The following is a 24948-nucleotide window of genomic DNA, read 5'->3' as shown; positions in this document are numbered from 1 at the left end:
TTGCAACCCGCCCCGGCACGGACGGCGGGGCGGGTTGCACAAAACCACGACAATCTTGGTCGAACAAGGGCCAGACGGCTGCAACTGCTTGCAGAAGCTTGCGCGTGTTCGTGGACAGGCTCCTGCTGGGCTCAGGCCGGGCGCAGGGTCTTCGTCCACAGCGACGCGCCCCGCAGGTCGCGCAGGTGCACGGTCAGCTCCCCGTCCCGGCTCACCTCCACCTCGCCGAAGTGCTGGAAGCCGTCCAGCGGCGTGGTGTTCGCGACCGGCGGCGCGTTCACGAACACCGCCTCCGGGCCGAACGTCGGGTCCAGCGCGTTCGGCCCGAACGCGCCCGCGTGCAGCGGCCCCGACACGAACTCCCAGAACGGGTCGAAGTCCGTGAACGACGCCCGCTGCGGCGAGTAGTGGTGCGCGGCCGTGTAGTGCACGTCCGCCGTCAACCACACCGCGTTGCGCACCCGCCGCCGCTTCAGCTCCCGCAGCACCCACGCCAGCTCGTGCTCACGGCCGCCCGGCGCGCCCGGCAACCCGTTCGCCACGCCCTCGACGTCCGCGCCGTCCGGCACGGTCAACCCGATCGGCAGGTCCGCCGCCACGACCTTCCACGTGGCGCGGCTGCGGTCCAGCGAATCGACCAGCCACCGGGCCTGCCGCTCGCCCAGCACGTGCCCCACCCCGTCGCGCGGCGCCGTGTTCGCGTCCTTGTACGACCGCATGTCCAGCACGAACACCTCGACGTGCGGCCCGTAGGAGAACCTGCGGTACACCCGCCCGTCCACGGCGCGCGCCGGGTCGATCGGCTGCCACTCGTGGAACGCCCGGAACGCCCGCGCCGCCAGCACGTCCACCCGCTTCTCGGTGTACTGCGGCAGGTCGAGCACCTCGCCCGGGTACCAGTTGTTGGTGACCTCGTGGTCGTCCCACTGCACCACCAGCGGCGTGTGCGCGACGAACTCCGAGTACCGCGGGTCGAGCAGGTTGTAGGCGAACTGCCCCCGGTACTCGTCGAGGGTCTCGGCGACCTTCAGCTTCTCCGGCGTCACGACGTTGCGCCACACCCGGCCGTCGGGCAGCACCACCGACTCCCGCAGCGGACCGTCCGCGTAGACCGTGTCGCCGCTGTGCAGGAAGAAGTCCGGGCGGCGCGCCGCCATCGCGCCGAAGATCGGCATGCCGCCCAGGTCCGGGTTGCTGCCCCAGCCCTGACCGGCCACGTCGCCCGACCACGTGAACCGCACGTCCTCGCGCCCCAGCGGCGCGGTGCGGAAGCTGCCGGTGCGCGGTTCGCTGCGCGTGCGGCCGTCCAGGTCCTCCGCCACCACGCGGTAGTGCACCCGCCGCCCGGCGGGCAGGCCGCGCAGCCGCACCCGCCCCGTGCCGCCGGTCTCCGGCGTCAGCAGCGGGCCGCGCACCCGCCGGACGCGGCGGAACAGCAGGTCCGACGACACCTCCACCAGCATCCGCGACGCCCGGTCGGCCCGCGTCCACACCACCGCGCCGTCGAACGCCACGTCACCCGACTGCACGCCGTGCGTCAGCACCGGCCGACCGCTCCGCGCCAACGCCGCCCCGCCGGGCACGAGCGCCCCGACCGCACCGATCGCCCCGGCGCGCAGCAGCGTCCGCCGGTCCAGCCCTCCACCAGTCATGCGCCGGTTCTAGTCCGCCGACCCGAACGGCCGGTGAACTCCCGCCCACCGCGCGCGGGCGAGCCGCCCCATTCTGTCCGCCGCGCCCGCTTGGGCACGCCCCGCTGGCGGCCATTTATCCGAGACGTCACTCGTTCCGGTGAAAAACGGGGCCTGGCACCGATACCGGAATCGCTTCGCCACCTGATTGGATCACCTCGGACGGACACCGAACACGTCGATCGCGGTGGTTCGACCGCGTAACGCGCATCGACCGCGATCCGATCAGGAGACGTACCCGACCTGCTCCCGTTCGGAGAAACACCATGAACAACATTTCCGCGATTCCCGACAACACGTCACCCGCGGTCCCGGAACCCGAACAGCCGCAGCAGGTGGAGGTGGCCTCGTACCGCCGCACGCTCTCGTTGATCGTCGGCAGCGTCGTCCTCGTCGTCCTGCTCGCGGTCGGCGCGGTGCTGCTGTTCGGCGGGAAGGGCGACCAGGACGGGGCGAGCGCGCCGGAGACGTTCGAACTGACGGGCGCCATGGCGCTGCTGGACGGGGCCACGGGTGCCGCCACCAGGGGCGAGTGCGAGGGGTACCGGGGCTACGACGACATCGCCGAGGGCACGCAGGTGACGGTGTACGACGCGTCCGGCAAGGCGGTCGGCCTGGGCAGGCTGGCCAACGCGGAGTACTCGAGCGGGGTGTGCGGCTTCACCTTCGCCGTACCCGACGTCCCGATCGGGGAGAAGATCTACCAGGTCGAGGTGAGCCACCGCGGGAAGGTGTCGTTCGACGCCGAGGCGGCCCGCAAGGGTGATGTGACGTTGACCCTGGGCTGATCACACCTCAGTCTTTCTTCGGGCGGTCGCACTCCGGATACCACTTACGCGTGACGAGAGGAACCTGTGGCAACCCGAACCGCGTTATTCGTGTTGCCGGAAGGAAACGGAGGCCGCGGCGGGAACGGGTGGAGGTGAGCGGTGAACGAGCCGCGGCGGTAACGACAAGCTACGACGGTAACGACCCGACGGGGGTGATCGATCTCCCGGGCGTGCGCGTCCCCGCCGTTGTGCTCGCCTCGGTCACCGCGCTCGCGTTCGCCGGTGCCGCGTGCACCACGACGACATCGGGTGCGGCCCGACCCGTCCGCGCGACGGTCACCGTCGTCTCCACCACCGTCGTCTCCACCGTCACCGCGTCGCCCCCGCAGCGGACCCAGCGGGTGTTCGACACGGAGTCCGTCGAAGGCGGGGTGTCCCGGCTCCTGCGCGAGGATTACCGGATCTCGGACGTGGGAGCGGCCGAGTGTCCCGAGGACCAGCCGGTGGTCCCTGGCACGTCGTTCCGTTGCGAGGTGGAGGTCGGCGGGCGGGTGAGGCAGGTGACCCGTCAGGGTCCTGCCCGATGACGGCGAGTACGAGGTGGGCCAGCCGGTCGGCTGAGGGCGGGTTGCCGGGCGGGCGCTGCCGGGCCCACTGCCGCCTGACTGCTGTTACCGGCGTCGCTACTGGCGACCTGGCTGCTGCTGGCTGGGCAGGCGGCCTTCCGCCATGCGCTTCGCCACGTCGTGCCGCAGCCACAGCAGGTAGGCCCACACCAGCGAGAAGACGATGCCGATCCCGCCCAGCGCGGTCAGCGCGAACCACGACGCGATCATCACCACGTGCAGGGCGACGATCACGTACACCGTCCACCCGCGCTTGAGGATGCCGCAGGTGGCGATGAACGCGACGATCAGGCCGAGCACGAGGTAGCCGGTTCCCGTGCCGATGCCGCCGCCCAGTTTCGCCACCACGGGCAGCGCCAGGGCGACGACGATGGCCTCCAGGATGAGCGTCCCGGCCATGATGCCCCGGAAGGACTTCATGGGGTCCTTCTTCGGCGCCGGGACCGGGGTGGCGGCCGGGTCTGTCACGAGGGCTCCTTGCCGAAGAGGGCGCGGGCTTCGCCCGCGGTGACCACCGAGCCGGTGACGATGACGCCGCCGCCGGAGGCGATGTCGCCGTCGTCGGTTTCCTCGGCCAGCCGCACGGCTTCCTCGACGGCGTCCACGAGGTGCGGTTGGACGACCATGCGGTCCTCGCCGAAGATCGGGATGGCGATGCCCGCGAGCAGGTCGGGGTCCATGGCCCGGGGTGAGGAGTTGGCGGTGAGGACGACCTCGTTCACGACCGGTTCGAGCGCCGAGAGGATGCCCACGGCGTCCTTGTCGTCCATGACGCCGACGACGGCGACGAGCTTGCGGAAGCCGAACTCCTCGTCGAGGGCCTTGGCGAGCGCTTCGGCGCCGTGCGGGTTGTGGGCGGCGTCGACGAGGACGGTGGGTGCGGTGCGGACGCGTTCGAGGCGGCCCGGGGAGGCGACGCCGGCGAACGCCTCGCGCACGGCTTCCACGTCGATCTGCCGGCCGGCCCCGGCGCCGAAGAAGGCTTCGACGGCGGCGAGGGCGAGCACGGCGTTGGCGGCCTGGTGGGCGCCGTGCAGGGGGAGGAAGACGTCGTCGTAGACGCCGCCGAGCCCTTGCAGGCTCAGCACCTGGCCGCCGACGGCGATGTCGCGCCGGAGGACGCCGAACTCGGAGCCGAGGCGGGCGACGGTGGCGTCGACCTCGGCGATGCGGCGCAGCAGGACCTGTTCGACGGCGGGGTCCTGCTCGGCGAGCAGGGCGACGGCGCCGGGTTTGATGATCCCGGCCTTCTCCTCGGCGATGCCGGCGAGGTCGCCGCCGAGGTACTCGACGTGGTCGAGGCCGATGGGCGTGATGACGGCGATGCGGCCGTCGGCGATGTTGGTGGCGTCCCAGGAGCCGCCCATGCCGACCTCGACGACGGCGACGTCGACGGGCGCGTCGGCGAACGCGGCGAACGCCATGCCGGTGAGCACCTCGAACTTGCTCATGGGGATGTCGCCGCGGGCGTCGACGAGGGAGATGTAGGGCTCGACGTCGCGGTAGACCTCGACGTAGCGCTCGGGGCTGATGGGCGCGCCGTCGACGGAGATGCGCTCGGTGGCCAGCTGGAGGTGGGGGCTGGTGTAGCGGCCGGTGCGCAGGCCGATGCGGGTGAAGAGGGCGTCGACCATCCGGGAGGTGGAGGTCTTGCCGTTGGTGCCGCCGATGTGCACGACGGGGTAGCCGCGCTGGGGGTCGCCGAGGAGGTCGGCGAGCGCCTGGATGCGGTCGAGGCTGGGTTCGAGCTTGGTCTCGGGCCAGCGGGTGTCGAGCTCCGCCTCGGCTTGGCGGAGGTCGTCCAGCGCGGACGCGTCGAAGCCGCTCATGCCTGGGGGAGGGTGTCGAGGCGGGCGTGGATGCGGTCGATCTCGGCGTTGGCGGCGGCGAGTCGGGCCTGGATCTTGGCGACGACGTCGGCGGGTGCCTTGTCGAGGAACGCGGCGTTGTTGAGCTTGCCCTCGCACTGGGCGCGTTCCTTCTCGGCGACGCCGAGGTCCTTGGCGAGGCGCTTGCGCTCGGCGACGACGTCGATGGCGCCGGAGAGGTCGAGTTCGACCTTGACGGTGCCCTTGGGCAGGCCGACGTCGAGGGAGGCGGAGGCGTTGAAGCCGTCCTCGGGTTCGGTCATGCGGGTGAGGGCGCGGACGGCGGGGACCTGGTCGACGAGGTCGACGCAGCACGCGCCGCGGACCTTGCCGGCGACCTTCTGGGCGGGCTTGAGGCCCTGGTCGGAGCGGAAGCGGCGGATCTCGGTGACGAGTTTCTTGAGGCCTTCGACGCGTTGGGCGGCGATCTCGTCGCGGGGGGTGCCGGTGGGGGTGGGCCAGTCGGCGACCACGACGGACTCGCGGCCGGTGAGGGTGGTCCAGAGGGTTTCGGTGATGAACGGCGTGAGGGGGTGGAGGAGCCGCAGCACGACTTCCAGCACGTGGCCGAGGACGGCCTGGGTGGCTTCGGCGCGGGCGCCGCCCTCGGCGAGCTGGACCTTGGCGAGTTCGAGGTACCAGTCGCAGAACTCGTCCCACGTGAAGTGGTAGAGGGCTTCGCTGAGCTTGGCGAACTGGAAGGACTCGAACTGGCCGTCGACGTCGGTGACGAGCTGGTCGAGGAGGTCGAGGATCCAGCGGTCGGCGTCGGTGAGCTGGTCGCGGGGCGGCACGGGGCGGGCGACGGTGGCGCCGTTGTTGAGGGCGAACCGGGAGGCGTTCCACAGCTTGGTGGTGAAGTTGCGGGAGCCTGCGGCCCATTCCTCGGCGATGGCGAGGTCGGAGCCGGGGTTGGCGCCGCGGAGCAGGGTGAAGCGGGTGGCGTCGGCGCCGTAGGAGTCCATCCAGTCGAGCGGGTCGATGCCGTTGCCGCGGGACTTGGACATCTTCTTGCCGTGCTGGTCGCGGATGAGGCCGTGCAGGAAGACGTGGTCGAACGGCTGGACGCCGTCCATGGCGTAGAGGCCGAACATCATCATCCGGACGACCCAGAAGAACAGGATGTCGTAGCCGGTGGACAGGACGCTGGTGGGGTAGAACTTCGCGAGGTCGTCGGCGGACGCGGGCCAGCCGAGGGTGGAGAAGGGCCACAGGCCGGAGGAGAACCAGGTGTCGAGGACGTCCTCGTCCTGGTGCCAGCCGTCGCCGGTGGGGGGCTGCTCGTCGGGGCCGACGCAGACGACCTGGTCGTCGGGGCCGTACCAGACGGGGATGCGGTGGCCCCACCAGAGCTGGCGGGAGATGCACCAGTCGTTGAGGTTGTCGACCCAGTCGAAGTAGCGCTTGGCCAGCTCGGGCGGGTGGATGGTGGTGCGGCCGTCGCGGACGGCGCCGGCGGCGGCTTCGGCGAGGGGCGCGACCTTGACCCACCACTGCATGGACAGGCGGGGTTCGATGACGGTGTCGCAGCGCGAGCAGTGGCCGACGGAGTGCCGGTAGGGGCGCTTCTCGGCGACGATGCGGCCTTGTTCGCGCAGGGCGGCGACGACGGCGGGGCGCGCTTCGAACCGGTCGAGGCCCTCGAAGGGGCCCTTGGCGGTGATGTTGCCGCGGCCGTCCATGACGGTGAGGGCGGGCAGGCCGTGGCGCTGGCCGATCTCGAAGTCGTTGGGGTCGTGGGCGGGGGTGACCTTGACGGCGCCGGTGCCGAACTTGGGGTCGACGTGCTCGTCGGCGACGACGGGCACGTAGCGGCCGGTGAGGGGGACCTCGACCTCGGTGCCGATGAGGTGCCGGTAGCGCTCGTCGTCGGGGTGGACGGCCACGGCGGTGTCGCCGAGCATGGTCTCGGCGCGGGTGGTGGCGACGACGATGGAGCGCTCGCCGGCGCCGTAGCGGATGGAGACGAGTTCGCCGTCGTCCTCGGAGTGGTCGACCTCGATGTCGGAGAGCGCGGTGCGGCAGCGCGGGCACCAGTTGATGATGCGTTCGGCGCGGTAGATGAGGCCGTCGTCGAAGAGCTTCTTGAAGATGGTCTGGACGGCCTGGGAGAGGCCCTCGTCCATGGTGAAGCGGGTGCGGCTCCAGTCGACGCCGTCGCCGAGGCGGCGCATCTGGGCGAGGATGCGCCCGCCGACCTCCTCGCGCCACTCCCAGACGCGTTCGAGGAACTTCTCGCGGCCGACGTCGTGGCGGGACTTGCCCTCGCCGGCGAGGGCGCGTTCGACGGCGGTCTGGGTGGCGATGCCCGCGTGGTCGGTGCCGGGCAGCCACAGCACCTCGTAGCCCTGCATGCGCCGGCGGCGGCTGAGGGCGTCCATGATGCTGTGGTTGAGGGCGTGGCCCATGTGGAGGCTGCCGTTGACGTTGGGCGGCGGCAGGACGATGGAGAACGGCGGCTTGTCGCTGCCGGCGTCGGCCGTGAAGTAGCCGCGCTCGACCCACCGCTCGTACAGCCCGGCCTCTACCTCGGCCGGGTTCCAGGCCGGCGGGAGTTCGGTTCGCTGGGGTGCGGTGGGGGTCTCAGTCACGCTCGAAGTCTACGGAGGCGCGGGTATCGACTTCTAATCAGATACCTGGTAGCGCGCCGGAGCGGCGGGCACCGAGACCGGGGTCACCCGTTCGGGCGATTCGCGGCAGTGTGGCGCCGCTCACAATTAACGTTGATCACCGGCTCGTCGCAGGTGAGGACGCCGGATTCACGGGTCGGTGCAACCCCTTGCGGCCCGTGACAGCGGTCCCGCGTCGCCCTTCGGCGAGCGGTCGATCGGGAGGACCGCCGGCGCGCTCGCGCGGGGTGCGCCGGCGGCACGAACGGGTTCCCCGCGCCCCACGGGGGCCACAATGGGGGACATGGAGCGCAGGCCACCTCAGCAGGACATCGACGAGTCGCGGGTCGACGTGACCGGGCCGAAGCGCTGGGCGGCGGGCGTGCCGGGCGTGGCGGTGTCGCTCAAGCGCGGCGTCGAGCAGATGGGCGTCGTGCGCACCGCGACCACCCTGCGGCTGCTCAACCAGCGGGAGGGCTTCGACTGCCCGGGGTGCGCGTGGCCGGAGCCGCAGGGTCACCGCAGGCTGGCCGAGTTCTGCGAGAACGGCGCGAAGGCGGTGGCGGAGGAGGCGACGCGCCGCCGCGTCGGGCGGGAGTTCTTCGCCGCGCACCCGGTGTCCGAGCTGGCCGGGAAGACCGACTACTGGCTGGGCCGGCAGGGTCGGATCACCGAGCCGTTCGTGCTGCGCGAGGGGGCGACGCACTACGAGCCGATCGAGTGGCAGGACGCGTTCGCGCTGGTCGCGGAGCACCTGAACGGGCTGGCGAGCCCGCACGAGGCCGTGTTCTACACCTCGGGCCGCACCAGCAACGAGGCCGCGTTCCTCTACCAGCTGCTGGTGCGCTCGTTCGGCACGAACAACCTGCCGGACTGCTCGAACATGTGCCACGAGTCGTCGGGCGCGGCGCTGTCGGAGACCACGGGCATCGGCAAGGGCTCGGTGGGCATCGACGACTTCGCCCGCGCGGACCTGGTCGTGGTGGTGGGGCAGAACCCGGGCACGAACCACCCGCGGATGCTGTCGGCGCTGGAGGACGCGAAGCGCGCCGGCGCGAAGGTCGTGGCGGTGAACCCGCTGCCCGAGGCGGGGCTGCTGCGGTTCAAGAACCCGCAGAACGCGCGCGGCGTCGTGGGCCCCGGCACGCAGCTCGCCGACGAGTTCCTCCAGATCAGGCTGGGCGGCGACCAGGCGCTGTTCCAGGCGGCGGGCACCCTGCTGCTGTCGTGGGACGCGGTGGACCGCGAGTTCGTCGAGGCGCACACCGACGGGTTCGACGCCTACGCCGCGAGCGTGCGGGACCTCGACTGGGACGCCGTCGACCGGGCCACGGGCCTGCCCCGCGCGCAGGTGGAGGGGTTCGCGCGGCTGCTCGCCGGGTCCCGGCGCACGATCTTCTGCTGGGCGATGGGGCTGACCCAGCACCGGCACGCGGTGGCGACGATCCGCGAGATCGCGAACGTGGCGCTGCTGCGCGGCATGATCGGCAAGCCCGGCGCGGGCCTGTGCCCGGTGCGCGGCCACTCCAACGTGCAGGGCGACCGCACCATGGGCATCTGGGAGAAGATGCCGGAGCGGTTCCTGTCGGCGTTGGAGGCGGAGTTCGGCATCACCGTGCCGCGCGAGCACGGGTTCGACACGGTGGACTCGATCCGGGCCATGCGCGACGGCCGGGCCCGGGTGTTCTTCGCCGTGGGCGGCAACTTCGCCTCCGCCACCCCCGACACGGCGGTGACCGGGGCGGCGCTGCGCGGGCTGGACCTGACCGCGCACGTGTCGACCAAGCTCAACCGGTCGCACGTGGTGCACGGCCGCACCGCGTTGATCCTGCCCACGCTCGGCCGCACGGAGAGCGACCTCCAGCACGGCGGCGAGCAGTTCGTCACCGTCGAGGACTCGATGTCCGTGGTGCACCGCTCCCGGGGCAGGCTCGCGCCCGCGAGCGACCGGCTGCTGTCGGAGGTGTCGATCGTGTGCCGCCTGGCGCGGGCGGTGCTGGGGCCGGGGCACCCGGTGCCGTGGGAGGAGTTCGAGAAGGACTACGACGTCGTCCGCGACCGGATCGCGCGCGTCGTGCCGGGCTGCCGGGACTACAACGAGCGGGTGCGGCGGCCGGACGGGTTCGTGCTGCCGCACGCGCCGCGCGACGCCCGCGAGTTCACCGGCACCCGCACCGGCAAGGCGCAGTTCTCGGCGAACGAGCTGACCGTGCTGGAGGTGCCGCCGGGCAGGCTGCTGCTCCAGACCCTGCGCAGCCACGACCAGTACAACACCACCATCTACGGCCTGGACGACCGCTACCGGGGCGTGAAGGACGGGCGGCGCGTGGTGTTCGTCAACCCGGACGACCTCGCGGAGCTGGGCCTGCGCGACGGGCGGCACGTGGACCTGGTCGGCGAGTGGCCGGACGACCCGACGGGGGTCGTGGAACGGCGCGCCGAGCGGTTCCGCGTGGTGTCCTACCCGACGGCGCGCGGGTGCGCGGCGGCGTACTTCCCCGAGGCGAACGCCCTGGTGCCGCTGGACTCCACGGCCGACGTGTCCGGCACGCCGACGTCGAAGTCGATCGTGGTGCGGCTGGTGGCGCTCGACGACTGAGGGCGGTTCACCCCGGCGCCCGGCGGGCCGCGGTGGCGCCGCCGGTAACGACCGCGGCCGTTCGGGCGAACACACCCACGTGACCGCCAGGACCGCGCTCGTCGCCGCCACCGCGCTGCTCGCCCTCGCGGCCTGCACGTCCGAGGAGCCCGCGCCCACCGCGCAGGTCGCGCCGTCCACCACCGCCACCGACTCGGCGGGCGTGAACTGCGACGACGCGCCGCAGGACGTGGTCGGCCCGGCGTTGGCGCTGCGGTTGCAGCACTCCCGGCAGGCCATCGACGGCAGCGTCGTGACCTGCACCTACGACGCGGGCGGCGCGGTGGTTCGGTACCGCACCGACGCCGACGCGGAGTCGTTCGCGAGGGGCCGGGCCGAGCAGCGGCACGTCGAGGACGTGCCCGGCCTGCACGACGAGGCGTACCGCGCCACGACCACCCGCGGCGAGGTCGTGCAGACGCTCGTGGCGGCACGGCGGGGGGCGGTGGAGATCACCGTGACCTCCGCCGCGACCGCCGAGCGGGCCGCGGGGCTCGTCGCCGAGCTGTTCCGGCGGCTCTAACCGGCCCGACCGGACCGACCCGCCCGGTCGGCCTCCAGGACGGCCATCGCGGCGTTGTGCCCGCCGATGCCGCTGACCCCGCCGCCGCGCCGCGCCCCCGCCCCGCACACGAACAGGTTCGCCACGTCGGTCTCCACGCCCCAGCGGCCGACCTCGTCCTCGGTCTCGGCGAACGGCCACGCCAGCGCGTCGTGGAAGATGTTGCCGCGCGGCAGGCCGATCTCGGCCTCCAGGTCGAGCGGCGTGCGGGCCTCCAGGCACGGCCGGCCCTCGGCGTCGGTGGCCAGGCAGTCCGCGATCGGCTCCTCCAGCACCGCGTCCAGCGCCCGCAGGTAGCGGCCCACCAGCTCGTCGCGCAGCCGGTCGTTGTCGGCCTCGAACAGCGCCGCCGGGGTGTGCAGGCCGAACAGCGTCAACGTGTGGAAGCCCCGCGCGGCCAGGTCCGGCGCGAGGATCGACGGGTCGGTCAGCGTGTGGCAGTACATCTCCGCCGGCAGCACCGACGGCACCGCGCCGGCCGCGCTCTCCCGGTAGGCCGCCTCCAGCTGCGCGTACGACTCGTCGAGGTGCAGCGTGCCCGCGAACGCCACCCGCGGGTCGACGCCGGAGCGGAACCGCGGCAGCCGCTCCAGCAGCATGTTCACCTTGACCTGGCAGCCCTCGGCCACCGCCCGCGGCGCGCGGCCGCGCAACCGGTCCAGGGTGGACGGGGCGGCGCCGGACAGCACGAACCGCGCGCCCACCGCGCGCCCGTCGAACCGGACCTCGGCGGTGCGGCCGTCGGCGTCCACCCCGGAGACCTCGGCGCCGGTCACGATCTCCGCGCCGGCCTCGCGCGCCACCCGTTCCAGCTCGGCGGTCACCGCGCCCATGCCGCCGACCGGCACCCGCCACTCGCCCGAGCCGTTGCCGATCACGTGGTAGAGGAAGCACCGGTTGGCGGCCGGGTCGAGCAGGGACGCGTGCGTGCCGATCAGGCCGTCCGTGGCGACCACGCCGCGCACCACGTCGTGCGCGAACAGCTCCTCCAGGGCCTCCCCCAGGGGCCGCTCCACGACCTGGTCCCACACCCGCGCCACCGGGGCCGCCCGCAGGCGGGCCCGCTCGCGGGACGGCAGGGGCTCCAGCATCGTCGGGGCCAGCGCCCCGGCCAGCACCTCCAGGTCGCCGTACCAGCGGCGCCACCGGTCGTACTCGGCGTCCGACCCGGTCAGCGCCCGGAACGAGGCGGCCGTCGCCGCGCCCGGCTCGCGCTCGACGAGCAGGTCGCCGGCGGGCGTGTAGGACGACGACGCCCGCGACCGCAACTCCAGCCGCAACCCCAGGTCGGCCACGACCCGGTCCGGCAGCAGGCTCACCAGGTACGAGTAGCGCGACAGCCGCGCGCCCACGCCCGGGAACGCCCGCTCGCTGACCGCCGCGCCGCCCACGTGCCCGAGCTTCTCCAGCACCAGCACCGAACGGCCGGCGCGCGCCAGGTAGGCCGCGGCCACCAGCGCGTTGTGCCCGCCGCCCACCACCACCACGTCGTAGGAGTCCACCGGCAGAACCTAGCCGGTGAACAGGGCCGTGACCTTGCGGATCAGCTCGACCAGCCCGTAGGCCAGCGGCACGCCCACCCACAGCCAGGCGAACACGACCAGTGCGCCCCGGTTCACCGCGCCACCCCTTCCGGCTCGGGCTCGTGGTACTTCGACGCGACCGGTTTGACCAGCTCGTTCGCGACGAACCCGACCACGAGCAGCCCCATCATGATGAACAGCGACGTGGTGTAGAGGTCGGGCCCGGACTTGCCCGCCGCCTTCTGGCCGTCGGCGATGGCGTTGACGATCAGCGGCCCCAGCACGCCCGCGAGCGACCACGCGGTGAGCAGCCGGCCGTGGATCGCGCCCACCTGGTAGGTGCCGAACAGGTCCTTGAGGTAGGCCGGGACGGTGGCGAACCCGCCGCCGTAGAACGACAGGATCAGCATCGCGCACACCACGAACAGCAGCTTCGACGCGTCGCCCGCCAGCGCCAGCACCAGGTAGGTCAGCGCGCCGGCGCCCAGGTACAGGCGGTAGACGTTCTTGCGGCCCACCAGGTCCGAGGTGGACGACCACGTGATCCGGCCGACCATGTTCGCGAGCGACAGCAGCGCCACGAACCCGGCCGCCGCGCCCGCCGCGACCGGGGCGGGGGTCCCGGCGAAGAAGTCCCGGATCATCGGCGACGCCTTCTCCAGGATGCCGATGCCCGCCGTCACGTTGAAGCACAGCACGACCCACAGGCACCAGAACTGGGGCGTCCGCAGCGCGTTGCGCGCCGACACGTTCACCCCGGAGCGCACCACGGCCTTCTCCTCGACGGTGGCGGGCACCCGCACCAGCAGCACGCCGACCGACATGAACACCGCGTACACCAGGCCGTGCACCAGGAAGGCCCGCGCGATGCCGTCGCCGTCCCGGCCGAAGGACTCCAGCATCTGCGCCGACCACGGCGAGGCGATGAGCGCGCCGCCGCCGAACCCCATGATCGCGATGCCGGTGGCCATGCCCGGCCGGTCCGGGAACCACTTGATCAGCGTCGACACCGGGGAGATGTAGCCGATGCCCAGGCCGATGCCGCCGACGAACCCGTAGCCGAGCACGACCAGCCAGTACTGCCCGGTCCACGCGCCCAGCGCCGAGATCAGGAACCCGGAGGAGAAGCACGTCGCGGACACGGACATCGCCCAGCGCGGGCCGTTGCGCTCCACCAGGGTGCCGCCGAACGCGGCCGACAGGCCCAGCATCACGATGCCGAGCTGGAACGGCAGGGCGCTCTGCGTGCCGGTCAGGCCCAGCGCGCCCTCCAGGGGCGGCTTGAACACGCTCCACGCGTACGCCTGGCCGATGGCGAGGTGCACCGACAGCGCGGCGGGCGGGACCAGCCAGCGGTTCCAGTCCGGTGGGGCGATCGTCCGGGAACGGTCGAGGAAACCCACTGCCCGACACCTCCGTAACCTGGTTGGTGGCTCGCGAAAAAACTTAGCCTGGTGAAGGAGTTGCGCGATGGGTCGGGTAACCGTGCGTCGCCCAGTGGTCACCTACGCGCGGCGAACGCACCGCACGAAGATCGATTCGCTCGCCGCCGAGGAGCCCTTGGAGCTGCGCGTGAACGGCAAGGCGCTCGCCGTGACGATGCGCACCCCCGGCAAGGACGTGGAGCTGGCGCACGGGTTCCTGCTCAGCGAGGGCGTCATCGGCGGCCTGTCCGACATCGCCGTCGCCCGGTTCTGCGAGGGCACCGGCCCGGACGGGACGAACACCTACAACGTGCTCGACCTCGCCCTCGCCGACGGCGTCGCGCCGCCCGAGGCGAGGGTGGAGCGCAACTTCTACACCACCTCCTCGTGCGGGGTGTGCGGCAAGGCCGCGCTGGACGCGGTGCGGCTCAAGACCCGCTTCTCCCCCGCCGGCGACACCTGCGCCGTCGACGTGGACGTGCTCGCCGGCCTGCCCGACGCGCTGCGCGAGCGGCAGAAGGTGTTCGCCTCCACCGGCGGCCTGCACGCCGCCGGGCTCTTCACCACCACGGGCGAGGCGCTGGTGGTGCGCGAGGACGTGGGCAGGCACAACGCCGTCGACAAGGTCCTCGGCTGGGCCGTCCTGAACGACCGCGTGCCGCTGACCGGGACCGTGCTCGTGGTGTCCGGGCGGGCGTCGTTCGAGCTGGTGCAGAAAGCCGCGATGGCGGGCGTGCCGGTGCTGGCCGCGGTGTCCGCGCCGTCGTCGCTGGCCGCCGAGCTGGCCGACGAGCAGGGCGTCACCCTGATCGGGTTCCTGCGCGGCGACTCGATGAACGTCTACTCGGGCGCCGGGCGGGTCGTCGCGTGAGACCCCTGGACGGGGTGCTCGTGGTCAGCCTCGAACAGGCCGTCGCCGTCCCCTACGCCACCCGCCTGCTCGCCGACCTGGGCGCCCGCGTCGTCAAGGTCGAGCGGCCCGGCGGCGGCGACTTCGCCCGCGACTACGACACCGCGTGCGGCGAGGTGTCGTCCTACTTCGCCTGGACGAACCTCGGCAAGGAGTCGATCACCCTCGACCTCAAGCACCCCGACGGGCGCGAGGTGCTGGACCGGCTCGTGGCCGGGGCCGACGTGGTCCTGTGCAACCTCTCGCCCGCCGCCGCGCGTCGACTGGGCGTGGACGCCGACGCGCTGCGCGCGACCAGGCCCGACCTCGTGGTCGGCGAGCTGTCCGGCTACGGCGAGGACGGCCCCTACGCCGGGCGCAAGGCGTTCGACGCGCTCGTGCAGTCCGAGGCCGGGCTCGTCGAGCTGACCGGCGACGGCGAGGTCACCGCCCGCGCCGGCATCTCCGCCGCCGACATCGCGGCGGGCGTGCAGCTCCAGTCCGCGGTGCTCGCCGCCCTGCTGCACCGCCACCGCACCGGCGAGGGCGCCACGCTGCGGCTGTCGCTGTTCGAGGCGCTCGCCGAGTGGATGCACCAGCCCATGCTGTACGCGGCGGGCACCGGGGCCGCCGCGCCCCGCACCGGCGCGCACCACCCCAGCATCGCCCCCTACGGCCCGTTCCCGTGCGCCGACGGCGCCGTGCACCTCGCCGTGCAGAACGACCCGCAGTGGCGGCGGCTGTGCGCCGTCCTGGGCGCGCCCGACCTCGCCGACGACCCCCGCTTCACCACCGTCACCTCCCGCGTCGAGCACCGGGAGGACCTGCACCGGGCCCTCGACTTCGGCGGGTGGGCCGCCGAGGACCTGATCGCCGCGCTCGACGCCGCCGACGTGCCCGCCGCCCGCACGCGCGGCGTCGCGGACCTGCCGGCGCACCCGCAGCTCGTCGCGCGTTCCCGCCTGACCCGCGCCACCGTGCCGGGCGGGGAGGTGGCCGTGCTGCGGCCACCCGTCGACTCCTCCGCGTGGGGGTGGACCCCCGGTTCCGTGCCCGCCCCGGGCGAGCACACCGAGCACGTGCTGCACGGGCTCGGCTACACGGAGCAGCAGGTGGAGGCCCTCCGGGCCGGTTCCGCGATCTGAGGAAACGTCGCACCCGCCCCGGGCGATGGTGGAAGGGGAGTCGCTGGAGGGGACATGGTCAGCAGGCGAACGGTGCTCACCGCGTCGGTCGGCGGCGCGCTGGCGGCGGCGGGGGTCACGGCGGCGGTGCACGGCGACGCGCCGTTCGGCGAGGCCCTGCGGCACGCCGTGGGCGTGGCCGGGCCGGTGCCCGCCGTGAAGCGGGCCGTCGTGACCGTCGAACGGGTGCGCTCCCGCTACCGGGACCGCGAGGTCGACCTGCTGACGATGGTCCCGCCGGGCGTGTCGACGCGGGGCCTGCCCCTGTCGATCCTGCTGCACGGGCGCAACGGCACGGCCCGCCTCGCGGCGTTCGGCGGCCTGCCCGAGGTGCTGGTGGCGGCCGTGGGCCGGGGTTCGGTCCCGCCGTTCGGGTTCGTCGCGGTCGACGGCGGCGACAACTACTGGCACGAGAACTTCCCCGGCGACGACCCCATGGCCATGCTGCTGGAGGAGGTCCCGGTCTGGCTCGCCGAACGCGGCTTCGGGGCCCCGTTCGCCTGCACCGGCGTGTCCATGGGCGGGTTCGGCGCCCTGCTCTACGGCCGCCGCCGCACCGAGCGCCGCGAGCGGACCGCCGCCGTCGCCGCCGTCTCCCCCGGCCTCATCACCACCTGGGAGGAGATGGCGAAGCGCAACGCGTTCCGCGACCCCGAGCAGTGGGCGCGCCTCGACCCGCTCAAGAACCTCGACAAGCTCGGCGACGCCCCCACCGGCGTCTGGGTGGGCGACCGCGACCGGTTCATCGAGGGCACCAGGATCCTGCTGGCGAACGCGAAGCTGGCGGTGGAGTCCGTCACCCCCGGCGGCCACGACGACACGTTCTACCGCAAGGTCGTGCCGGACGTCGTGCGCTTCCTGGGCCGCCGCGTACCCCGCTGACCGCCGCCGCGCCGGCGGCCGGTCCCGCGGACCTCCACAGGACCCGCGCACTTCCCCACCACGGCCTGCACGGGGCGGTGGTCGCCCCGGGGCATGGCGACGACGCTCCCCGACCCCATCGACTACCTCGACCACGTGGCGCACGGGGGCCGCGCCTACGAGCAGCGCCTCCTGGACGCCCTCGACCTCGGCCCCGCGAACACCGTCCTCGACGTGGGCTGCGGCCCGGTCAGCGTGAACCTCGCGGTCAACCGGTTCCTCCGCGACCGCGTCGTGCGCCACCCGGTCGTGGGACGGCAACTGGCCCGGCTCGCCTCGGCCGCCGACCTCCGGGTCGTGTCGGTGGAGACCACCGCGCCGCTGCCGCGGGACTTCGACACCGCCGACCACCTGCTGGGGCTGAGCCGCAACGCGCACCGGGCGGTCGCCGCGGGCCGGCTGACCCGGGTGGCGGCCGAGCGGTGGCCGGCCGAACTGGGGGCCGGACCGTTCCTGGCGGTCTTCACGCTGTTCCGGGTGGTGGTCAGCGTCCCGTGACACCCGGGCCGCGACACCCGGTCCCGGGCACCCGGCCCGTCACCTGGGGGTCAGCGGGACCCGGTCGCTGCGGACCCACTTGAGCACCGCGTTCCACGAGCCGTAGCCCGAGTCCGCGTTCAGGTGACCGCCGCCGACGACGACGTCCACGTCCACCCGCAGCGCCTCGGCCAGCCGCTTGCCCTGCTCCAGGGAGCAGTACCGGTCGCCCTCGCCCACCACCAGGCGGGTCGACGCGGCGGCCCGGCGCAGCGCGGCCGGGTCCAGCGGCGGGTGCAGGAACTCGCGGATCAGCGGCTCGCCGGCGTGGTCGGGTGCGGGCGGGGCGACCAGGAGGACCCGGTCGACCCGCAGCGCCCCGTCGAACTCGCCCGCCGCGTGGTGCAGCCACAGCAGCCCCGCCAGCGAATGCGCCACGACCACCCGTTCGGATGACGTGGGCATGGCCGCCAGGTGGGTGCGCAGCTCGTCCAGCCACACCGCCAGGCGCGGGGAGTCCGGGCCGGTGAACTGCGGCAGGTCGGCCGCCCCACCGTGGTGGGCCAGCTCGCCCGCCAGCCAGTTCTGCCAGTGCGTCGGCCCGGAACCACCCAGTCCGTGCAGGATCAGCGCGTGCGGGAGGGACAACTCACGCCGACTTCTCGCGGCGCTCCCGGCGCGAGGGCTGCCGGGCCACGATCGTCGGGTTCACGTTCTCCTTCACGGTCTGCTCCGTGATGACGACCTTGGCGACGTCCGTGCGGCTCGGGATGTCGTACATCACCGGCAGCAGGACCTCTTCCATGATCGCCCGCAGGCCACGCGCACCGGTGCCGCGCAGGATCGCCTGGTCGGCGACGGCCTCCATGGCGGTGCGGGTGAACTCCAGCTCGACGCCGTCCATCTCGAACAGCTTCTGGTACTGCTTGACCAGCGCGTTCTTCGGCTCGGTGAGAATCCTGACCAGGGATTCCTTGTCGAGGTTGGTGACGCTCGCGACCATCGGCAGGCGGCCGATGAACTCGGGGATCAGGCCGAACTTGATCAGGTCCTCGGGCATCGAGTCGGCGAAGTAGTCCGCCGCGTCGACCTCCGCCTTGGTGCGCACCTCGGCGCCGAAGCCCAGACCGCGCTTGCCCACCCGGTCCTGGATGATCTTCTCCAGGCCCGCGAACGCGCCCGCCACGATGAACAGCACGTTCGTGGTGTCGATCTGGATGAACTCCTGGTGGGGGTGCTTGCGCCCGCCCTGCGGGGGCACCGACGCGGTCGTGCCCTCCAGGATCTTCAGCAGCGCCTGCTGCACGCCCTCGCCGGAGACGTCGCGCGTGATCGACGGATTTTCACTCTTCCGAGCGATCTTGTCGACCTCGTCGATGTAGATGATGCCCGTCTCGGCGCGCTTGACGTCGTAGTCCGCGGCCTGGATGAGCTTGAGCAGGATGTTCTCGACGTCCTCGCCCACGTAGCCCGCCTCGGTGAGCGCCGTGGCGTCCGCGATCGCGAACGGCACGTTCAGCATCTTGGCGAGCGTCTGGGCCAGGTAGGTCTTGCCGCAGCCCGTCGGGCCGAGCATGAGGATGTTCGACTTGGCGAGCTCAACGCCGTCGTCGCGCCCCTCGCGCCCGCGGTCGCCCGCCTGGATGCGCTTGTAGTGGTTGTAGACCGCCACCGAGAGCGTGCGCTTGGCCTCGTTCTGGCCGATCACGTACTGGTCGAGGAACTCGTGGATCTCGGCGGGCTTGGGCAGCTCGTCGAGCTTGACGTCGCCGGCCTCCGCGAGCTCTTCCTCGATGATCTCGTTGCAGAGGTCGATGCACTCATCGCAGATGTAGACACCCGGTCCGGCGATGAGTTTTTTCACCTGCTTCTGGCTCTTGCCGCAGAAAGAGCACTTCAGCAGGTCGCCGCCGTCACCGATACGTGCCATGACCGCTGACCTCTGTCCCCTCCGGCGCACGACCTGGTGAGGTGCGCCTGACTGCTGGTGTGGCGAGAGCCCGCTGGGTGCGGGGTCCGCCCGTTCCCCTCGACGGTACCTGGCCTACCCGCCTGTGCGGGAGGACCAGCGTGCCCCCGACACCCCGGACGGGGTGTGAACCCCGGTCGGCTCGGCGTGTCGGGGGCCTCGTCGCGGGCTACTTCGCCGAGAGCTTCCGGTAGGGCAGGACGCTGTCGACGATGCCGTACTCCCTGGCCTCCTCCGCCGTGAGGATCTTGTCGCGCTCGATGTCGAGGCGCACCTGCTCGGGCGTCCGCGACGTGTGCCTGGCCAGCGTCGACTCCAGCAGGCGGCGGACGCGCTGGATCTCGTTCGACTGGATCTCCAGGTCGGAGACCTGGCCGTACACGCCCTCGGTGGCCGGCTGGTGGATCAGGATGCGGGAGTTCGGCAGCGCGTGCCGCTTGCCGGGGGTGCCCGCCGCCAGCAGGACCGCGGCGGCGGAGGCCGCCTGGCCCAGGCAGTAGGTCTGGATGTCCGGGCGGACGAACTGCATGGTGTCGTAGATGGCCATCAGCGAGGTGAACGAGCCACCCGGCGAGTTGATGTACATCAGGATGTCGCGGTCGGGGTCCTCCGACTCCAGCACGAGCAGCTGGGCCATCACGTCGTTGGCCGACGCGTCGTCCACCTGCACGCCGAGGAAGATGATGCGCTCCTCGAACAGCTTGTTGTACGGGTTGGACTCCTTGATGCCGTAGCTGGTGCGCTCGACGAACGACGGGAGCACGTACCGGGACTGCGGCGCGTGGAACTGGCTCACTTCACTGTCTCCTGGTGTGTGCTCGCTGGTCAGTTGGTCGTCGCCTGGCTGGCGCGACTGATCACCTTGTCCACGAAGCCGTACTCGAGGGCCTCCTGGGCGGTGAACCAGCGGTCGCGGTCCGAGTCGGCGATGATGCGCTCGACCGGCTGGCCGGTGTGCTGGGCGATCAGCTCGGCCATCTCACGCTTGGTGCGGGTGAGCATGTCCGCCTGGATCGCGATGTCGGCCGCCGTGCCGCCGACGCCCGCCGAGGGCTGGTGCATGAGGATGCGGGCGTGCGGGAGGGCGTGCCGCTTGCCGGGGGTGCCCGCGGAGAGCAGGAACTGGCCCATCGAGGCGGCGAGGCCCATGGCGTAGGTGGCCACGTCCGGCTCGATCAGCTGCATCGTGTCGAAGATCGCCATGCCCGCGGTCACCGAGCCGCCGGGCGAGTTGATGTAGAGCGTGATGTCCTTCTCCGGGTCCTCGGCGGCGAGGAGGAGGAGCTGGGCGGTGATCTGGTTGGCGATGCCCTCTTCGACCTGCGAACCCAGCACGATGATCCGCTCGCGGAGCAGGCGCTCGTAGACCGAGTCGTTGAGGTTCATCCCCGTGGCCGACCGCATCTCGGGCGTCGGGAAAGAGTGCTGCGTCACGTCTGCCTGCCTAACTTTGCCGACTAGCTGTGCCGAAAAGAGTCTCGTGTCAACGACCTTAACGAAGGCGGGCGGCGTCGACTTCCCGACACCGCCCGCGTTCGCTCAGGGCTTCACTCCGCGGTAGCGGTTTCCTCAGTGGACTCGGGCTTGGCGGCCTCGGGACGGGCCTCGGCCTTGGGCTCGCCGAACAGCTCGTCGAGGTCCAGGGCGTTGCCGGCGGAGTCCGTGACGGTGGCCTGGCGCACGACCGAGGCCAGCGCCTTGCCGCGGCGCACGTCGGCGAAGATCGCGCCGAGCTGGCCGGACTGCTGGGCCCGCTTGACGTACTCGTCCGGGCTGATGCCGAACCGCTGGGCCTGGTAGACGATGCGCTCGGTCAGCTCGCCGTCGGTGACGCTGAGCTGCTCGGCGTCCGCGATGGCGTCCAGCACGAGCTGGGTCTTCACGGCCTGCTGCGACGCCTCCAGCACCTCGGCGTCGAACTGCTCGCGGGTCTGGCCCTGCTCGGCCAGCCACTCGGCGAAGCGCGCCTCGTCGTGGTCGAGGGCGTGCACGGCGTCGTGCTCGCGGGCCTCGACCTCGCTCTTGACGACGGCCTCGGGCAGCGGCACGTCGACGCTGGCCAGCAGCGCGTCCAGCACCTTGTCGCGGGCCTGCACGCCCTGCTGCATCTTCTTCACCCGGCCGAGGCGGGTGCGCAGGTCGGCCTTCAGCTCGTCGAGGGTGTCGAACTCGCTCGCGAGCTGGGCGAACTCGTCGTCCAGCTCGGGCAGCTGGCGCTCCTTGACGGAGTTCAGCACGACGGTGACGTCGGCGTCGCGGCCGGCGTGGTCACCGGCGACCAGCGTGGTGGTGAAGTTCCTCGACTCGCCCTCGGACGCGCCGATGAGGGCGTCGTCGATGCCCTCGACGAGCTGGCCGGAGCCGATCTCGTAGGACAGGCCGGTGGTCTTGGCCTCCTCGACCTCCTCGCCGTCCACGGTCGCCGACAGGTCGACCACGACGAAGTCGCCGTTCTCGGCCGGGCGCTTGACGCCGGTCAGCGTGGCGAAGCGGGCGCGCAGCTCGTCGAGCTGGGTGTCCACGTCCTCGTCGGTGACCTCCTGGTCGTCGACGCTGACGGTCAGCTCACCGAAGGCCGGGACGGCGATCTCGGGGCGGACGTCGACCTCGGCGGTGAACGCCAGGGTGTCGCCGTCCTCGATCTTGGTCACCTCGAAGTCGGGGCGGCCCAGGGTGCGCAGCTCACCGGAGTTCACGGCCTCCAGGTACTTGGCCGGGATGGCCTCCTGGACGACCTCGTCCAGGACGGGCGCGCGGCCGATGCGGCTCTCCAGCACGCGGGCGGGGGCCTTGCCGGGGCGGAAGCCGGGGATGCGGACCTGCTTGGCCAGCTTGCGGTAGGCGCGGTCGAAGTCCGACTTGAGCTCGTCGAACGGCACCTCGACGTTGATCCGGACCCGCGTCGGGCTCAGGTGCTCGACGGTGCTCTTCAACGTGGTCTCCTCGTTGGGGCAGGACGTGCGGAACATCCCGGTGACGCGGTGGTTCGCGCCGGGATTCCGCCTGAGTCTAGGCGGTCGGCCCGGGACGGCGACGCCCGCACCCCGGGTCCGGGACCGCTAACGGACCGCGCCGTGCCGCCGGGCGCACCGCGCGCGCATTGTGACCGCATTCCCGCGGTCCCGGAAAACGGTGCGCGGCGGCGCGGCGGGAATTCACCCGGTGCCGCGGTCCGGGTCCGTGATTCCACGCCGGCCGCCGCGTGCGCGGAACCGCTTCGGGTGTTCTTCGGGAGTTCTTCGGTCGCGTCTCACGTGGTGGTGCCGGCGGGACCGGCCGCCGCGCCGCCGGGCGGGGCCCCGACCTGCCCCTCCGGCGGGCCGGGCGCGGGTACCCCACAGCCGTCGACCTGTGTGCCGGCGCGCCGACGCCCCTTCGGCGGGCCACCACGGCGAGTCGTCGCCACCGCGTTCGGAGCACCCGCGGGCGCCCTTGACCGCTTCGGACGCACCCGTTGGGCCATCCGGCGGGTCCCAGGGCCTTTCGGCTACTCCGTTCGAGGGACCGGGGGAGCCGGCGACCCCCGTCCGCGCGTCATCACCGAGCGCAGCCGTCCGAGGCTCGTGTAACACGGATGCCGCAGCACCGACTAACCGTCGGCAACCGCGACCGGAGGGACGTTCGCCACGTAGAGTGAATTGAGGCCGTTCGGAGCAACGTTCGACAGAAAACTTTCACCCGTCGAGATGACTCCACTCGCCGTAGTCCATTAGTGTGGGTTTCAGGTAGCGTGACGCCCGGACCCGCGCGTTGGGCCAGGAATAATTCTCGTTGCCGGACGTTCTGGGGGGTCAGCAGCGGACGCAACCGGCGCCGAGAACCGACAGGAACGAGCGAGACAATGTCATCGAGCTCTTTAACCACCTACCAGACAAGGTGCCGATGACCCCATGAGATCCATTCCGCCGCTGCCGAACACCACCCCGGGACCACCCGCGGGCGCCCGTCGCGGGACCGGCGCCCGGCGCGTTCCGGGCGCACCACCGGCTTACCGGGTAACGCCCCTCGCGGTCGAGCGGCGATGTTGATCGATCCCGGGCCGCGTCGGCACGTCGGCGCTGCCGGGTCGATCGCCGCCACGCACAGGAGACCACGAGGCCGCCGCACAACGGCCTCTCGTGGACCACATTAAACGCACCGTTGGGGAGCTCCATGGAGACGCGTCAGCTTTTGGCGTTCACAACTGTGGTTCAAACGGGCAGTTTCACCAAGGCAGCAGCCACGCTGAATTGCTCGCAACCCACCATCACAACCCGGATCAAGGCGCTCGAAGAAACCCTCGGAGTGCCTTTGTTCCGCCGACTGCCGCGCGGTATCCAGATGACTTCCGCCGGGGTCGAGCTCTTGCCGTTCGCACGCAACATCATCACGTTGACGGACAAAGCGCGGAAAGCGATCACGATGAACGGCGAGCCGCACGGCAAGCTGGTCATCGGTAGCGCGCAGAGTCTGACCGACTACCGTCTGCTACCGCTGATCGAGTACATGTGCTGGCGGTACCCGAGCGTCCAGATCTCCCTGCACTCCCGCAACACCCAGGCGAACCTGTCCTCGGTGCGGGAAGGGCGACTGGACTGCACGTTCTTCATCGGCTCCGTGGAACCGCGCGAGGGCCTGGAGACGACCGTGCTGTGCCCCGAGCCGCTGGTGATGGTCGCCGGCCCCACGCACGCCCTCACCCGCCGTTCGGTGATCACGGAGGACGAGCTGCGCGGCAGCACGCTCATCCGGGCCGAGAACGGCGCGAGCTACTACGAGCAGTTCGAGCAGGCCCTGGGTCTGCAGGACACCGAGTCCAGGTCGCCGGTGCTGGCGCTGGACTCGATCGACGCCGCCAAGCGCGCGGTCACGTCGGGCCTGGGCATCTCGCTCGTCCCCGAGGTGACGGTCGCCGCGGAACTCGCCGACGGTCGGCTGTGCCGGCTGCCGTGGGTGCCGCCGTTCCGGGTCTACACCCAGTTCGCGTGGCGGCAGGACAACTCGACCAACCCGTCCGTCACGGCCCTCGTGTCCGCGGCGGCCCAGGTGGTGAGCGAGCAGGTGGCTACTCCGGCGTAGCGACGGGGGAGCCGTTCTTGAGCACCCGATGGCGCGGGTGTGCTCAAGAACGGCCACGTTCCGCACCGCCACGTCCGGCACCACCACGTCCCGCACCGCCGCGTCCCGCACCGCCGCGTCCCGCACCGCCGCGTTTCGCGTCGCGGCGTTTCGCACCGCGGCACACGGGTAGGCAGACGGCATGACCGTCACCGCCACCCACCTGCGCGAACTGCTGGCGTCACCCCTGCCGGACCCCACCCTGGTCCTGGTCGAAGGACGGGTGGAGGTCGTGCAGCAGGACGACCTGGACACCGACCCCCTCCGCGGCGCCCTGGTGCTCGTGTCGAGGACCGAACTCCTGGGACGCGGCGTCGAAGACGGGTCGAGCGACCGGGAACTCGAAGAACAAGCCGCGGCGATCACCACCGCCGTCACCGAGCTGGGCGGCTGACCGAACGCCCTGACCAACCCGGCTCCGGGCCGGTCAGGGCAACCGTCGGGGCGACAGGATTTGAACCTGCGACCCCCCGCTCCCAAAGCGGGTGCGCTACCAAGCTGCGCCACGCCCCGGTCACCACAAGGGTATCGCGACCGGCTAAACTACCCCCGCGCCCACCCCGGTAGGCGCGTCGCGGGTGTAGCTCAATGGTAGAGCCCCAGCCTTCCAAGCTGGTCATGCGGGTTCGATTCCCGTCACCCGCTCCAGCACTTACCTTGCAGGTCAACGGGGGTGCAGCCCCCTTCGAGGCCACACCCC

At 72.0% G+C, this 24948-nt stretch carries 22 protein-coding genes and 2 tRNA genes; 11 read left to right on the top strand and 13 right to left on the bottom strand.

Features of this window, described 5'->3' with window-relative positions:
- Positions 1-131: 131 nt before the first annotated feature.
- A complete protein-coding gene (locus tag ACRAKJ_RS06405) occupies positions 132-1652 on the bottom strand; it encodes an alkaline phosphatase D family protein (RefSeq protein WP_438919222.1) in 1521 nt (506 codons plus the stop codon).
- Between the two features lie 305 nt (positions 1653-1957).
- Between ACRAKJ_RS06405 and ACRAKJ_RS06400 the strand changes: the two genes are divergently transcribed.
- Both ACRAKJ_RS06400 and ACRAKJ_RS06395 read left to right on the top strand, forming a co-directional pair.
- Entirely contained in the window at positions 1958-2479 is a 522-nt protein-coding gene (locus ACRAKJ_RS06400; RefSeq protein WP_438919223.1) for a hypothetical protein, read from the top strand.
- Positions 2480-2529: 50 nt separating this feature from the next.
- Positions 2530-3048, top strand: coding sequence for a DUF4333 domain-containing protein (locus ACRAKJ_RS06395; RefSeq protein WP_438919224.1), 519 nt, complete (start codon positions 2530-2532; stop codon positions 3046-3048).
- A gap of 96 nt (positions 3049-3144) precedes the next feature.
- On the opposite strand, the gene ACRAKJ_RS06390 is transcribed toward ACRAKJ_RS06395, so the two are convergent.
- Genes ACRAKJ_RS06390 through ACRAKJ_RS06380 form a run of 3 tightly spaced genes read right to left on the bottom strand, consistent with a single transcriptional unit; the run spans position 3145 to position 7546 of the window.
- A complete protein-coding gene (locus ACRAKJ_RS06390; protein WP_438919225.1) occupies positions 3145-3555 on the bottom strand; it encodes a DUF4233 domain-containing protein in 411 nt (136 codons plus the stop codon).
- Complete coding sequence (folC, locus tag ACRAKJ_RS06385; protein ID WP_438919226.1) at positions 3552-4916, bottom strand: bifunctional tetrahydrofolate synthase/dihydrofolate synthase; 1365 nt, start codon at positions 4914-4916, stop codon at positions 3552-3554. The genes ACRAKJ_RS06390 and folC overlap by 4 nt, the downstream gene beginning before the upstream one ends.
- Positions 4913-7546, bottom strand: coding sequence for a valine--tRNA ligase (locus ACRAKJ_RS06380; protein WP_438919227.1), 2634 nt, complete (start codon positions 7544-7546; stop codon positions 4913-4915). The genes folC and ACRAKJ_RS06380 overlap by 4 nt, the downstream gene beginning before the upstream one ends.
- Before the next feature lie 322 nt (positions 7547-7868).
- Here ACRAKJ_RS06380 and ACRAKJ_RS06375 point away from each other — a divergent pair, with 322 nt between their 5' ends.
- Together ACRAKJ_RS06375 and ACRAKJ_RS06370 are read left to right on the top strand one after the other, a co-directional pair.
- Positions 7869-10163 (top strand): FdhF/YdeP family oxidoreductase, encoded by a 2295-nt coding sequence (locus ACRAKJ_RS06375; protein ID WP_438919228.1) that lies wholly within the window; start codon positions 7869-7871, stop codon positions 10161-10163.
- A gap of 79 nt (positions 10164-10242) precedes the next feature.
- Positions 10243-10725, top strand: a complete 483-nt coding sequence (locus ACRAKJ_RS06370; protein ID WP_438919229.1) for a hypothetical protein — start codon at positions 10243-10245, stop codon at positions 10723-10725.
- Here the strand turns inward: ACRAKJ_RS06370 and ACRAKJ_RS06365 are convergent.
- Genes ACRAKJ_RS06365 through ACRAKJ_RS06355 form a run of 3 tightly spaced genes read right to left on the bottom strand, consistent with a single transcriptional unit; the run spans position 10722 to position 13690 of the window.
- Positions 10722-12266: an NAD(P)-binding protein gene (locus ACRAKJ_RS06365; protein WP_438919230.1), complete on the bottom strand. Its 1545-nt coding sequence runs from the start codon at positions 12264-12266 to the stop codon at positions 10722-10724. The genes ACRAKJ_RS06370 and ACRAKJ_RS06365 overlap by 4 nt on opposite strands.
- A gap of 9 nt (positions 12267-12275) precedes the next feature.
- Entirely contained in the window at positions 12276-12383 is a 108-nt protein-coding gene (locus tag ACRAKJ_RS06360; RefSeq protein ID WP_438919231.1) for an MFS transporter small subunit, read from the bottom strand.
- Entirely contained in the window at positions 12380-13690 is a 1311-nt protein-coding gene (locus tag ACRAKJ_RS06355; protein ID WP_438919232.1) for an MFS transporter, read from the bottom strand. The genes ACRAKJ_RS06360 and ACRAKJ_RS06355 overlap by 4 nt, the downstream gene beginning before the upstream one ends.
- A 67-nt stretch (positions 13691-13757) precedes the next feature.
- Between ACRAKJ_RS06355 and fdhD the strand changes: the two genes are divergently transcribed.
- The 4 genes from fdhD (at position 13758) to ACRAKJ_RS06335 (ending at position 17203) form a co-directional block, all read left to right on the top strand.
- Complete coding sequence (fdhD, locus tag ACRAKJ_RS06350) at positions 13758-14582, top strand: formate dehydrogenase accessory sulfurtransferase FdhD (RefSeq protein WP_438919233.1); 825 nt, start codon at positions 13758-13760, stop codon at positions 14580-14582.
- Positions 14579-15745, top strand: coding sequence for a CoA transferase (locus ACRAKJ_RS06345; RefSeq protein ID WP_438919234.1), 1167 nt, complete (start codon positions 14579-14581; stop codon positions 15743-15745). Before fdhD ends, ACRAKJ_RS06345 begins: the two co-directional genes overlap by 4 nt.
- A 54-nt stretch (positions 15746-15799) precedes the next feature.
- Positions 15800-16666, top strand: coding sequence for an alpha/beta hydrolase-fold protein (locus ACRAKJ_RS06340; RefSeq protein WP_438919235.1), 867 nt, complete (start codon positions 15800-15802; stop codon positions 16664-16666).
- Between the two features lie 93 nt (positions 16667-16759).
- A complete protein-coding gene (locus ACRAKJ_RS06335) occupies positions 16760-17203 on the top strand; it encodes a hypothetical protein (RefSeq protein ID WP_438919236.1) in 444 nt (147 codons plus the stop codon).
- 39 nt (positions 17204-17242) lie between these two features.
- Here the strand turns inward: ACRAKJ_RS06335 and ACRAKJ_RS06330 are convergent, their stop codons facing one another.
- From ACRAKJ_RS06330 to tig, 5 genes are all read right to left on the bottom strand, one after another.
- Positions 17243-17830 (bottom strand): alpha/beta hydrolase, encoded by a 588-nt coding sequence (locus ACRAKJ_RS06330; RefSeq protein WP_438919237.1) that lies wholly within the window; start codon positions 17828-17830, stop codon positions 17243-17245.
- Between the two features lies 1 nt (position 17831).
- Positions 17832-19112: an ATP-dependent Clp protease ATP-binding subunit ClpX gene (clpX, locus tag ACRAKJ_RS06325; protein ID WP_306747200.1), complete on the bottom strand. Its 1281-nt coding sequence runs from the start codon at positions 19110-19112 to the stop codon at positions 17832-17834.
- Between the two features lie 208 nt (positions 19113-19320).
- Complete coding sequence (locus tag ACRAKJ_RS06320; RefSeq protein WP_015098818.1) at positions 19321-19947, bottom strand: ATP-dependent Clp protease proteolytic subunit; 627 nt, start codon at positions 19945-19947, stop codon at positions 19321-19323.
- Positions 19948-19976: 29 nt separating this feature from the next.
- Complete coding sequence (locus ACRAKJ_RS06315) at positions 19977-20585, bottom strand: ATP-dependent Clp protease proteolytic subunit (RefSeq protein ID WP_438919238.1); 609 nt, start codon at positions 20583-20585, stop codon at positions 19977-19979.
- A gap of 113 nt (positions 20586-20698) precedes the next feature.
- Positions 20699-22084 carry a trigger factor gene (tig, locus tag ACRAKJ_RS06310; RefSeq protein WP_438919239.1) on the bottom strand — a complete coding sequence of 462 codons (1386 nt, stop codon included), beginning with the start codon at positions 22082-22084 and terminating at the stop codon, positions 20699-20701.
- 1219 nt (positions 22085-23303) lie between these two features.
- On the opposite strand from tig, the gene ACRAKJ_RS06305 reads away from it, so the two are divergent.
- Positions 23304-24209 carry a LysR substrate-binding domain-containing protein gene (locus tag ACRAKJ_RS06305; RefSeq protein WP_438919240.1) on the top strand — a complete coding sequence of 302 codons (906 nt, stop codon included), beginning with the start codon at positions 23304-23306 and terminating at the stop codon, positions 24207-24209.
- 181 nt (positions 24210-24390) lie between these two features.
- Positions 24391-24642 (top strand): hypothetical protein, encoded by a 252-nt coding sequence (locus ACRAKJ_RS06300; protein WP_438919241.1) that lies wholly within the window; start codon positions 24391-24393, stop codon positions 24640-24642.
- A 45-nt stretch (positions 24643-24687) separates the two neighbouring features.
- Here ACRAKJ_RS06300 and ACRAKJ_RS06295 read toward each other — a convergent pair.
- Positions 24688-24761: transfer RNA gene (locus ACRAKJ_RS06295), tRNA-Pro, on the bottom strand.
- Between the two features lie 61 nt (positions 24762-24822).
- Between ACRAKJ_RS06295 and ACRAKJ_RS06290 the strand changes: the two genes are divergently transcribed.
- A tRNA-Gly gene (locus tag ACRAKJ_RS06290) sits at positions 24823-24896 on the top strand.
- The last annotated feature ends 52 nt before the right edge of the window (positions 24897-24948 follow it).

The sequence above is a fragment of the Saccharothrix sp. DSM 118769 genome, assembly GCF_052936295.1.
The sequence above is the reverse complement of the archived record's forward strand: the minus strand, read 5'-3'. Positions and strand labels throughout refer to the sequence as shown.